Below are 10660 nucleotides of genomic sequence, written 5' to 3'. Positions count from 1 at the left end.
GCGCCGGCGCTACGGGAGGAACCACAACCATGACCATCTTCAGCCGCCGCGCCCTGCTGGGCGCCAGCCTGGCCGCCCCGCTGGCCGCCCCGCGCCTGGCCAGCGCCCAGGGCCAGACCATCCGCATCGTCGTCCCCTTCGGCCCGGGCGGCTCCACCGACGCGGTGGCGCGGCTGGTCTCGCCGGGGCTGACGCAGCGGCTCGGCGCCACGGTGGTGGTGGAGAACCGCTCCGGCGCCGCCGGCTCCATCGGCGCCGACATCGTCGCCAAGGCGCGCCCGGACGGGCTGACCTGGCTGCTGACCTTCGACAGCCACTCCACCATCCCCGCCCTGCTGCGCAACCCGCCGCTCGATGTGCTGAAGGACCTGGACCCGGTCATGCTGATCGGCGGGTCTCCCTATGCGGTGGCGACGCGGCCGGACAAGCCCTTCCGGACCATGGCGGATGTGGTGGCGGCGGCGAAGGCGCGGCCGGATGGCGTTTCCTACGGCTCCACCGGCAATGGCACGATCGGCCACCTGTCGATGATCCGCCTGGGCGAGGCGGCCGGGGCGCGCATGACGCACGTGCCCTATCGCAGCGGCGGCCTGGCGGTGAACGATGCGGTGGCCGGGCATGTGGACATGATGATCGGCAGCGCCGCGCTGATGCTGCCGCACATCGCCGGCGGTTCGCTGCGCCCGCTGCTGCAGTTCGGCCCGCAGCGCCTGTCCCGCCTGGCCCAGACCCAGACGGCGGCCGAGGCCGGCTTCCCGGGCCTGGAGGCCGAGGCCTGGTGGGCGGTGTTCGCGCCGCACGGCACGCCGCCGGCGATGGTGACGCGGATGAACGCGGCGCTGCGCGAATCCCTGTCCGAGGAGCGGGCGAAGACGGTGATGACGGAAACCCAGCAGGCCCGGCTGATCCTGTCCTCGCCCGAGGAATGCGGCAGCTTCTTCCGCCAGCAGGTGGCGACCTGGGGCGGCCTGGTGCGCGCCGCCAACATCCAGCCGGACTGAGATCGGAAGGGCGCCAGCGACCGCTGGCGCCCGCCTGGCCTCAGCCGGTGATCTTCGCCGCCTCGATCACCCGCCGCCAGCGCGTCAGGTCGCCTTCCAGGAAGCGGCCGAACTCGGCGGGGGAGGAGGGGGTGACGATGGCGCCCAGCCCCTTCAGCCGTTCATGCGTCGCGGGCTTGGCGAGCGAGGCGCGGATCGCCTGGTTCAGCCTCGCCACCACCGGCTCCGGCGTGCCGGCCGGGGCGACGACGCCGAGGCCCTGGCTGTAATCCTCGAAGCCCGGGAAGCCGATCTCGGCCATGGTCGGCACATCCGGGTAGTCCGGGCTGCGCTGCGCGGTGGAGACACCCAGCGGGCGCAGCGCGCCGCGGGCGATGTGGTCGGCGATGCCGATCATCGGGTAGAACATGAAGGAGACACGGCCGGCCATCACCTCCGTCAGCGCCGGGCCGTTGCCGCGGAACGGCACATGCGTCATCTCCGCCCCCGCCCGTGTCGCCAGCAGCGCGCCGGCCAGGTGGGCGGAGCCGCCATTGCCGGCGGAGCCGTAGCTGACCTCGCCCGGCTTCGCCTTCGCCGCCGCCACCAGGTCCTGCATGCTGCGGAAGGGCGTGCTGGCGCCGGTCACCGCGATCAGCGGCAGCACCACGAGCTGCGCCACCGGCGCGAAGTCACGCAGCGGGTCGTAGCCCGCATTCGGCAGCAGGATGGCGTTCACGCTGTGCGACAGCGTGGTGACCAGCAGGGCGTGGCCATCCGCCGGCTCCCGCGCCACGGCCTGGGTCGCGACCAGCGCATTGGCGCCGGTGCGGTTCTCCACCACGACCGAATGGCCGAGGCTGGCCTGCATGTCCTGCGCCACGACGCGGGCGATGACATCGGTGGGGCCGCCGGCGGAATAGCCGACGACGAGGCGGATGGTACGGCTGGGAAAGCCTTGCGCCCGTGCCAGGGCGGGCAAAGCGAGCCCGCCCAGCAGCAGCTTGGCGCCATGTCGCCGGGTGATGGTCATTCTTGGTTTCCTCCCTGAATTGGTCGGCACGTTTCAGGCGATGCCGTGTTCCAGCACGCCGATCCGGGCGATCTCCATGCGCAGCCGGTCGCCGCTGCGCAGCCAGCGCGGCGGGGTGCGGAAGGCGCCGGAGCCCGCCGGGGTGCCGGTGGCGATGACGTCGCCCGGCTCCAGCGTCATGAAGCGGCTGAGATGGGCGATCAGCGTGGCGACGGGGAAGATCAGGTCCCGCGTATTGCCGTGCTGCACCAGCTCCTCGTTCAGCCAGCAGCGCAGCTCCAGCGCCCAGGGCTCGCCCACCTCCTCCGGCGTCACCAGGAAGGGCCCCATGGGGCAGAAGCCGTCCATGCCCTTGGCGAAGGAGGTCTGCGGCGGCGCCACGTCGAACTGGAATTCCCGCGCGCTGACATCGTTCAGCAGGGTGTAGCCCGCCACATGTTCCAGCGCACGGGACGCCTCCACCTGCCAGGCCGGGCGGCCGATGACGACGGCCAGCTCCGCCTCCCAATCCGGCTTGGTGACGGCGGGCGGGATGCGCAGCAGGCTGCCGGGCGCGGCGACCGAACTGGCGGGCTTGAGGAAGATGCGCGGCATCTCCTGCTTCGGCCCGCCGACCTCCTTCGCATGCTCGCCGTAATTGCGGCCGACGCCGAGGATCTTGCCCGGGCGCGGCACCGGCGCCAGCAGCAGCGCCGCATCGTAGGGCCGGCGCAGCGCCGCCTGGTCCGGCCGCGCGGCGAAGGCCAGCGCCCGCGCGGCATCGGCCAGCGCCCCGTCGCCGCCCCACAGGAAGGCCACCATGTCTCCGGGCAGCGGCGGCCCCGGCGGTTCCCCGGCCGCGGCGCGCGCGGCCGCCAGCGCATCGCGCAGATCCACCATCCGGTCGGCGCCGAGCAGGGCGCCGAGGCGCGCGCCATCCGGCGCGCGGTAGCTCAGCAGGCGCATCAGGCGGCCAGCCGGGCGTAGTCCAGCGTTGCCATCACCTGCACGCGCAGGATGTAGCGCGGCTCATCGGCGCGGTAGTCGGCGACGGCGTTGTGCGTGGTGGCGATGTTGTCCCACATCAGCACGTCGCCTTCCGTCCACTGGTGCGAATACAGGTATTTCGGCTGCGACTGGTGGCGGAACAGATACTCCAGCATCGCCGCGCTTTCCGCCGCCTCAAAGCCCTCGATGTGCATGGCGTAGCCGGGGTTGCAGTACAGCACGCGGCGGCCGGTGATGGGGTGGGTGCGGAAGATCGGCTGCGGCACGGGCGGCTTGCGGCGGCGCTGCTCCTCGGTCAGCGCCGGGCGGGTGGACCCCGGGCGCTGGCGCATCATCTCCCAGAACTTGTTGAAGTCGTGGATGGCGCTGCGGCCCTCCAGCCGCTGCACCACCTCCGCCGGCAGGTCGTCATAGGCCGCATGCATGTCGAGGAACTGCGTGGCGCCCAGCGGCCTGCCGTCGCGCCGCGGCACGCGCCTGGCGTGCAGGATGTTGGCCAGCGCGATCTCCTGCGAATAGCTCATGTCGGTGTGCCAGCCCTGGCCGGCATCGTTCAGCCCGACCGGCTTGCCATCCTCCACCACATTGGACAGCACCATCACCTCCTGGTGCCCGGGCGGGTGGAACATGTTGGCGACGTTGTGTTCCAGCGTGCCGAAGCGACCGCCCAGCCGGCTGAGCTGCGCGGCATCGAGCGACTGGCGCGGCGCGCAGAGCACGCCATGGCTGCCAAGCGCGCGCAGCAGCGTGCGGAAATCGCCCTCCGACAAGGGCTGGGCGAGGTCCACATCCTCCACCCGCGCGCCGACGCCGCCTGCATTCGCGATGATGCGCATCACCCTGCTCCGTTTCCCCTTGCAGGCAGGCTTCCCCGAGGGCGGGGCGCCGGTCAACAGACGTTGCAGCGCGCTGGCGCGATTCCACATACATGAAGCGGCAGATGGGGGCGGGGCGGATGGACGGCGTGGTGAAATCCGCCGGTCGGGTGCTGGAGATCTTCGAGTTCTTCGCCCATCGCCACGCCCCGGCGACGGTGACGGAGGTGGCCGCCGCGCTGGGCTTCCCGCTGTCCTCCACCTCCGTCCTGCTGAAATCCCTGCTGGCGCTGGGCTACCTGGAATACGCGCCGCGCGCGCGGGAATACCAGCCGACCATCCGCTTCGCCGTGCTCGGCACCTGGATCTTCGACCGCTTCTTCGCCGAGGAGGGCGGCATCCCGCGCGTGATGGATGCGCTGCAGGCGGAAACCGGGGAGACCATCGTGCTGGCGATGCAGCATGGCGAATACGTGGACTACATCCGCATCCTGCAATCCATCCGGCCGGTGCGCTTCCATATCAAGCCGGGATCGCGCCGCCCCATCTTCCTGCCCGCCGCCGGCAAGGTGCTGCTGGCGCAGCAGGGGGAAGCGGCGGTGGTGAAGCTGCTGCGCGGCATCAATGCACGGGGGACGACGCCGGTGGCGGTGGCGCCGCTGCTGGCCGAGCTCGCGCAGATCCGCGCGCAGGGCTACGCGACAAGCGAGGCCTCCGTGGTGCCGGACACGGCGATGTTCGCCATGGCGCTGCCCGTGGCGCCCGGCCACCGGCCGCTGGCGCTCGCCGTCAGCGGACCGCTGGCGCGCATGCGGCGCAGCCGCGCCTCGATCCTGCGGCTGATGCGCCAGCGGCTGGCGACGCTTTCGGGAAACCCCTGATCCTGCCTGGCATCCCTATGATCCGCGGCGGCCTGGCGATAGCATGCGGCATCGGAGGAGACGAAGATGCAGGACCTGGCCACCACGCTGAAAGCCATCGGCGATTCCTACCCCTTCACCACGCGCTGGCACGTGAAGGATCTGCGCCGGGGCGCGGAGGCGCATCACGAGGGCGATGTCCGCGCGCCATCGGCCAGCGTGCGCAAGACCTCCATCCTGATGGCGGCGCTGGCCGCGGTGCAGGCCGGGAAGCTGACGCTGGACGAGAAGGTGGAGATGGAGGCGCGGCTGCAGAAGGATGTCGCTTCCGGCACCTGGCGCTACATGACGCCGGGCTGCGTCATCCCGTTCCGCGACGTGCTGGTGAACATGATCATCACCAGCGACAATGTCTGCACCCAGGCGGTGCTGGAGCGGCTGGGGCCGGAGACGATGGACCCCTACTGCCATTCCATCGGCATGACCGGCACCAACCATCGCGGCCTGATCCCGCCGCTCGGCATCGGCTGGGACCACCCGGCGGAGGCGGTGGCGACGACGACGCAATCCGACCAGGTGCTGCTGCTGGACCTGATCCTGCGCGGGTCGGAGGATACGGAGGTGGCGAAGCGCCTCGGCTGCACGCCGGACCTGTGCCGCCTGGCGCTGGATATCCTGAGCTGGCAGATCCTGCGCAACGTCATCCCCTCGCTGCTGCCCTGGGGGACGAAGGTGGCGCACAAGACCGGCCGCGGCCGGCGCGGGCGGATGGATGCCGGCATCGTCTATGACGAGGGCCGGCCGCTGTTCATCCTCTCCGCTGCCACGGACTGGGTGCCGGAGACGATGCCGGACGGCCTGCCCGGCTTCGCCGCCAGCTTCGCCAGCATCGGCCGGATCGCGCGGGCCTGCTGGGACACCCTGCGCTGAGACGCCAGGCCGGGCGCGCAGGGGGCGCGCCCGGCCCTTTGGTTCAGTTCGCCGGCCGCACATCCTGCGGCCGCGTCCGCTCATCGGTGCGCGGCGTGTGCGTCACGTTGCGACGCATCGCCCAGACATTGCGCTGCACATGCGTGGGAATGATCGCCTGGTCGGCGATCGCCAGGCGGATCGCGTCCTGCAGCATCCCCTCCCGCTTCGTATCGTCCAGCTCCTGCCGCGCGCGGGCCAGCAGCGCATCGAATTGCGGGTTGGAGTAGCGCCCGCGATTCACCGAACCGGTGCCCGCGGCGCGGTCGTAGGTGGCGAGCACGGAGCGCATGCCGGCCGAAGGCTCGCCCGTCGAACTGCCCCAGGACACGAGGAAGGAGGAGAATTCCTGCCGCGAGGCGCGGGAGACGAAGCTGGAGAAGGGCTGCACATCCACCGCCGTGCGCACCCCGATGCGCGACCACATCTGCGCCACCGCCTGGGTGATGCGCGCATCGTTCGGGTAGCGGTCGTTCGGCCCGTGCAGGGTGATCCGGAAGCCCTCCGGATAGCCGGCTTCCGCCAGCAGGCGGCGCGCCGCGGCCGGGTCCGCCGGCGGCGGCGGCAGGTCCGGGGCATGGCCGAAGGCGCCGGGCGGCATGAACTGGTTGATCGCCGCCGCATTGCCTTCCATCACGCGTTCCACGATCGCGTTCCGGTCCACCGCCATCGCCAGGGCGCGGCGGACGCGCAGGTCGCGCAGCGGGTTGCGCGGCAGCGGGTTGCCGTCATTGTCGGTGATGAAGGGGGAAGGCCCCTCGCGCAGGTGGTCGAAGTGGAAATACACCAGCCGCAGGCTGGCGATTTCGGAAATCCGGATGGCTTCGTCGCGGCGCAGCCGGGCCAGATCGGCGGTCGGCACCTGGTCGATGAAGTCCACATCGCCGGACAGCAGGGTGGAAGTGCGCGCGGCGGCGTTCGTCACCATGCGGTATTCCACCCGCGCCCAGGGTTCCGCCCCGCCCCAATAGGCGTCGTTGCGCTCCAGCTCGATCTTGTCGGTGGAGCGACCGCCGATCATCCGGTACGGCCCGGTGCCGATGGCGACGCGGCCGGAATTGAAATCCTCGGTCGAGGCGCCTTCATGGATATGGCGCGACAGCATCGGCACCTGCGAGAGGTTGGCCGGCAGCACCGGGTCCGGCCCACGCGTGCGCAGCCGCACCGTGGTGGGGTTCACCACCTCCACCCCGATCACCGCATGGGTGTAGGTGCGGAAGCTGCCCGGGCTGTTCACCACCTTCGGGATGCGGTCGAAGGTGAAGGCCACGTCGTCCGCGGTGAAGGGCGTGCCGTCGTGGAAGCGCACGCCTTCGCGCAGCTTCAGCTCCCACACATCCTCGCCCACCGGGCGCCAGCTTTCCGCCAGCGCCGGCACCGGCCGCGAATTCGGGTCCATCTCCATCAGGTTGGAGAAGATGGCGGAGGCGAAGGCGTTGTTGGGCGAGATGTTGTGAAAATGCGGGTCGATCGACGTCACCTGCGCGCCGACCGCCATGCGCAGGGTCTGCGCCCCGGCGGGGGCGGCCCCGCAAACGGTGGCCGCCAGCAGCATCGCCTTGAGGGTGCTGTTCTTCATTGCCGTTCCTCCCTTTGCTTTCTTCCTGCCTGTCAGCCCAGCAGGTAGTCGACTTTGCCGCGGTCGCAGATGCCGCGGATCAGGCGATCCAGCGCCGGCGGCACCGGGATCCCCTCCTGCAGCCGTCGCGCCCGCGCCGCTTCCTCCGGGTCGCCGGCCACCAGAACGGGTTTTTGCGGGTCTGCCGGCGGGGTCGCGCGTAGTACGTCGATGGCCGAGTCCAGATCGGCCTCGAATTCGCCTGCCGCGCGGAAGGCGGCGGGGTTCAGCGCCATGAAGAAATGCCCGAGCCCGTCCGGATCCGTCTCCGACTGCGTGCGATTGCGGATCGGCGAGAAGCTGGCGCCGACCAGCGTGCCGCCCAGGATGTGCACCATCATGGCCAGGCCATAGCCCTTGTGGCTCGCCATCTCCGGCGTGCCGCCAAGCGGCGTCAGGCCGCCTTCCGGCCGCTGCATGACGAATTCATGCGCCCGGTGCGGGTCGGTGACGCTTTCGCCCGCGCCATCCATCACCCAGCCGGCCGGCACCGGCCGGTCGTTCAGGTGGTGGACCTTCACCTTGCCGGCGGCGACCGTGGTGGTCGCCATGTCCAGCACGAAGGGGCGGTTGCGCGCGGCCGGCGCAGCGAAGGCCAGCGGGTTGGTGCCCAGCACCGGCACCGCGCCGCGCGTCGGCACCATGGCGATGCCGCGCGTGGCGCTGGTGACCATGCCGATGGCGCCGCGTTCAGCCGCGATGCGCGCATAGATGCCGGCGGCGCCGAAATGGTGGGAGTTGCGCACGCCCACCACCGCGACGCCGCATTGCATCGCCTTGTCCACCGCCAGGTTCATGGCGAAGACGGAAACCGGGTGGCCGAGCCCCGCGCCGGCATCCACCAGCGCCGTCGCCGCGCTTTCCTGCACGATGCGCGGCCGCGCCTGCAGGTTCAGCCGGCCCTCGCGGTAGCGCGCCTCATAGGTCATCAGCATGGAGATGCCGTGGGAGTCGACGCCGAGCAGGTCGGTCTCCACCATCATCCTCGCCGTGGTCTCGGCCAGGTCCGGCGTCATCCCCCAGGCCAGCAGGATGGACAGGATCTGCGCGCGCACGCGCGCCGCCGGCACCATCAGCATCGCATCCGCCACCGCGCTCATGCCCCGAACACCCGGGCGGAGCGGCGTTCCACCACCAGCCAGGCGCCGTTCGCGTCACGCTCCAACCGATCCTCGGCCGCGGCGATGGAAAGCGGCACGCCAAGCGGCGCCGGCGGCTTCGCCTCCGCCTCGCCATCGTGGCGGAATACCAGCGTGTTGTAGCGGGCGCGGGCAGCCTCCGGCCCCTCCAGCTCCACCACCAGGTTCTGCACCAGATGCGCGGTGACGCGCCCGGCCGGGCGCTCCGCCATCGCCTGCGCCACGTCGCCCGGGCCCCGCAGCGCCTTGCCCTGGCGGTGCCAGATTCCGTGTGGCGCCAGCGCATTGGCCACCGTGGCGAAGTCGCCACGGTCCAGCGCCGCGTAGAAGCGGTGGATTGCCTGCTGGCAGGCGAGGATGCGCGCCGCCGCCAAGATCTCGTCCATCCGGTTCAGCCTTCCTCGTCGATGACGTGGTTGCGCAGCGTGCCGAGGCCGGTGATCTCCACCTCGAACACATCGCCCGCGCGCAGCCAGCGCGGCGGCGTGCGGCGGGAGCCGACGCCTTCCGGCGTGCCGCTGGCGATGATGTCCCCGGGCGCCAGCGGCGTGATGGTGGAGACGTAGTGCAGCAGCGTCGGGATGTCGTAGATCAGGTCGCCGGTGGAGGCGTGCTGCACCTCCTCCCCATTGAGGCGGGAGCGGAGCGTGAGCGTCGTCGGGTCGCCGACCTCATCCGCGGTGACGAAAAAGGGCCCGCAGGCGCCGCTGCGGAAGAAGTTCTTGCCGGAGGTGGTGGTGTGCTGCTGCCAGTCGCGCACACTGCCGTCGCAGAAGCAGGCATAGCCGGCGATGTGGGCGTAGGCGTCCGCCTTGGCGATGTGCCGGCCGGGGCGGCCGATGACGATGGCCAGCTCGCCCTCATAATCGAACTGCAGGGATGCCTTCGGCCGCAGCAGCGCCTCCCCATGGCCCACCACGCTGTCGTTCCAGCGGCTGAACACGCGCGGGAAGGGCGGCGGCTCCCGCCCCGCCTGTTCCGCGACGTGGGAGCGGTAGTTGAGGCCGATGCCGATGATCTTGCCCGCGTCCGGCAGCGGCGGCAGCAGCGCCAGATCCGGCAGGGTGTGGTCCGCCGCGGTTTCGGCGCGCGCCGCGGCCAGGCCTTCCTCGCCGGCTTCGAGCAGGGCGCGCAGCGTCGGGTAGCGGGTGCGGCGGCCGAGATCCGTCACCGTCTCGCCGCGCAGGACGCCATGGCTGGCGCCCTGCGGCGTGCGGAAGCTGAGCAGCTTCATTCCGCGGCGGCCAGCGCAGCCTGCGGCACGAAGCCGGGCTGGAAGACGCGGTCCGCCATCACCTGGCAGCGCTTCATCAGCCGCGGCTCATCGGCGCGGTAGTCCGGCAGCGCATTGTGCAGCGTGCCGATATTGTCCCAGATCAGCAGGTCACGCTCCGCCCAGACATGGTTGTAGATGAAGCGGTCCTCCAGCTGGTGCGCGAACAGCAGGTCCAGCATCCGGGCGCTTTCCGCCTCGTCCAGCTCGTTGATGCGCACGGCGTAGCCCGGGTTGCAGTACAGCACGCGCCGGCCGGTGATCGGATGGGTCAGGAAGATCGGGTGGATCGAGGGCGGGCGGCTGGCGCGCTGCGCCGGGGTCAGCGCGCCGCGGCCACTGCCCTTGGCCAGCATGCCTTCCCAGAACTTGTTGAAGTCATGCGTCGCGGTCATGCCCTCCAGCTTCCGCTGCAGCGCCGGGTCCAGCGCCTCATAGGCCGCGTGCATGTTGGCGAACTGCGTGTTGCCCAGCGGCCTGCCGTCGCGCATCGGCACCTTGTGGGCGTTCAGCACGTTCACGAAGCCCATCGTGTCCCGATAGGACATGTCCGTGTGCCAGTCCTGCCCGGCATCGGCGATGCCGATCGGCTTGCCGTCGATGACGATGTTGGACAGCGTGCCGACCTCCGGCACTTCCGGGTCCTGGAACTTGCCGGTGACGGAATACTGGATGCTGCCGAAGCGGGCGGAGAAGTCGCGCAGCGCGGCCGGCTGCAGCAGCTGTTCCGGGAAGCGCAGCACGCCATGCGCGCCGAGCGCGCGCAGGATGCCGGCGAAATCCGGCTCCGACATGGGGCGGGAGAGGTCGATCCCGGTCACGGTCGCGCCGAGCACATCACCGGTGGGGCGGATGTCCAGCATGGTTTCCTCCTTCTCCCGCCGCGTCTGCGCGCGGCGTTTGCCTGGCCCGGCGCGCTTGGTCGCGACGGGTCGGGAAACACCCTGTTTCCCATATTATGGGGAAAGCTAGTGCGGTGGCCCCGT

At 70.9% G+C, this 10660-nt stretch carries 11 protein-coding genes; 3 read left to right on the top strand and 8 right to left on the bottom strand.

Annotated features, from left to right (window positions below):
* Positions 1-29 precede the first annotated feature (29 nt).
* Entirely contained in the window at positions 30-1001 is a 972-nt protein-coding gene (locus HEQ75_RS07835) for a tripartite tricarboxylate transporter substrate-binding protein (protein WP_168028989.1), read from the top strand.
* Positions 1002-1041: 40 nt separating this feature from the next.
* On the opposite strand, the gene HEQ75_RS07830 is transcribed toward HEQ75_RS07835, so the two are convergent.
* Genes HEQ75_RS07830 through HEQ75_RS07820 form a run of 3 tightly spaced genes read right to left on the bottom strand, consistent with a single transcriptional unit; the run spans position 1042 to position 3836 of the window.
* On the bottom strand, positions 1042-2013 hold the full coding sequence (locus HEQ75_RS07830; RefSeq protein ID WP_168028987.1) for a Bug family tripartite tricarboxylate transporter substrate binding protein: 972 nt from the start codon (positions 2011-2013) through the stop codon (positions 1042-1044).
* Between the two features lie 33 nt (positions 2014-2046).
* Positions 2047-2958, bottom strand: a complete 912-nt coding sequence (locus tag HEQ75_RS07825) for a fumarylacetoacetate hydrolase family protein (protein WP_168028985.1) — start codon at positions 2956-2958, stop codon at positions 2047-2049.
* On the bottom strand, positions 2958-3836 hold the full coding sequence (locus HEQ75_RS07820; RefSeq protein ID WP_168028983.1) for a TauD/TfdA dioxygenase family protein: 879 nt from the start codon (positions 3834-3836) through the stop codon (positions 2958-2960). The genes HEQ75_RS07825 and HEQ75_RS07820 overlap by 1 nt, the downstream gene beginning before the upstream one ends.
* 92 nt (positions 3837-3928) lie before the next feature.
* Between HEQ75_RS07820 and HEQ75_RS07815 the strand changes: the two genes are divergently transcribed.
* Together HEQ75_RS07815 and HEQ75_RS07810 are read left to right on the top strand one after the other, a co-directional pair.
* Positions 3929-4696 (top strand): IclR family transcriptional regulator, encoded by a 768-nt coding sequence (locus tag HEQ75_RS07815; protein ID WP_168028981.1) that lies wholly within the window; start codon positions 3929-3931, stop codon positions 4694-4696.
* A gap of 66 nt (positions 4697-4762) precedes the next feature.
* On the top strand, positions 4763-5605 hold the full coding sequence (locus HEQ75_RS07810; RefSeq protein WP_168028979.1) for a serine hydrolase: 843 nt from the start codon (positions 4763-4765) through the stop codon (positions 5603-5605).
* A 43-nt stretch (positions 5606-5648) separates the two neighbouring features.
* Here the strand turns inward: HEQ75_RS07810 and HEQ75_RS07805 are convergent, their stop codons facing one another.
* Genes HEQ75_RS07805 through HEQ75_RS07785 form a run of 5 tightly spaced genes read right to left on the bottom strand, consistent with a single transcriptional unit; the run spans position 5649 to position 10537 of the window.
* Complete coding sequence (locus tag HEQ75_RS07805) at positions 5649-7223, bottom strand: ABC transporter substrate-binding protein (protein ID WP_168028977.1); 1575 nt, start codon at positions 7221-7223, stop codon at positions 5649-5651.
* A 32-nt stretch (positions 7224-7255) separates the two neighbouring features.
* Positions 7256-8362 (bottom strand): Ldh family oxidoreductase, encoded by a 1107-nt coding sequence (locus HEQ75_RS07800; RefSeq protein WP_168028975.1) that lies wholly within the window; start codon positions 8360-8362, stop codon positions 7256-7258.
* On the bottom strand, positions 8359-8787 hold the full coding sequence (locus HEQ75_RS07795) for a nuclear transport factor 2 family protein (protein ID WP_168028973.1): 429 nt from the start codon (positions 8785-8787) through the stop codon (positions 8359-8361). The genes HEQ75_RS07800 and HEQ75_RS07795 overlap by 4 nt, the downstream gene beginning before the upstream one ends.
* Positions 8788-8792: 5 nt before the next feature.
* Positions 8793-9635, bottom strand: coding sequence for a fumarylacetoacetate hydrolase family protein (locus tag HEQ75_RS07790; RefSeq protein ID WP_168028971.1), 843 nt, complete (start codon positions 9633-9635; stop codon positions 8793-8795).
* Positions 9632-10537, bottom strand: coding sequence for a TauD/TfdA dioxygenase family protein (locus HEQ75_RS07785; protein ID WP_168028969.1), 906 nt, complete (start codon positions 10535-10537; stop codon positions 9632-9634). The genes HEQ75_RS07790 and HEQ75_RS07785 overlap by 4 nt, the downstream gene beginning before the upstream one ends.
* Positions 10538-10660 lie beyond the last annotated feature (123 nt).

Source organism: Falsiroseomonas selenitidurans, assembly GCF_012103215.1.
GTDB classification, from domain to species: Bacteria; Pseudomonadota; Alphaproteobacteria; order Acetobacterales; family Acetobacteraceae; genus Falsiroseomonas; species Falsiroseomonas selenitidurans.
This window is presented reverse-complemented; position numbering and strand designations above follow the sequence as displayed.

Coding starts and splice junctions, on each gene's coding strand:
- HEQ75_RS07810 (WP_168028979.1), top strand. CDS start 4,763: ATGCAGGACCTGGCCACCACGCTGAAAGCCATCGGCGATTCCTACCCC.
- HEQ75_RS07825 (WP_168028985.1), bottom strand. CDS start 2,958: ATGCGCCTGCTGAGCTACCGCGCGCCGGATGGCGCGCGCCTCGGCGCC.
- HEQ75_RS07785 (WP_168028969.1), bottom strand. CDS start 10,537: ATGCTGGACATCCGCCCCACCGGTGATGTGCTCGGCGCGACCGTGACC.
- HEQ75_RS07790 (WP_168028971.1), bottom strand. CDS start 9,635: ATGAAGCTGCTCAGCTTCCGCACGCCGCAGGGCGCCAGCCATGGCGTC.
- HEQ75_RS07795 (WP_168028973.1), bottom strand. CDS start 8,787: ATGGACGAGATCTTGGCGGCGGCGCGCATCCTCGCCTGCCAGCAGGCA.
- HEQ75_RS07805 (WP_168028977.1), bottom strand. CDS start 7,223: ATGAAGAACAGCACCCTCAAGGCGATGCTGCTGGCGGCCACCGTTTGC.
- HEQ75_RS07815 (WP_168028981.1), top strand. CDS start 3,929: ATGAAGCGGCAGATGGGGGCGGGGCGGATGGACGGCGTGGTGAAATCC.
- HEQ75_RS07820 (WP_168028983.1), bottom strand. CDS start 3,836: ATGCGCATCATCGCGAATGCAGGCGGCGTCGGCGCGCGGGTGGAGGAT.
- HEQ75_RS07835 (WP_168028989.1), top strand. CDS start 30: ATGACCATCTTCAGCCGCCGCGCCCTGCTGGGCGCCAGCCTGGCCGCC.
- HEQ75_RS07830 (WP_168028987.1), bottom strand. CDS start 2,013: ATGACCATCACCCGGCGACATGGCGCCAAGCTGCTGCTGGGCGGGCTC.
- HEQ75_RS07800 (WP_168028975.1), bottom strand. CDS start 8,362: ATGAGCGCGGTGGCGGATGCGATGCTGATGGTGCCGGCGGCGCGCGTG.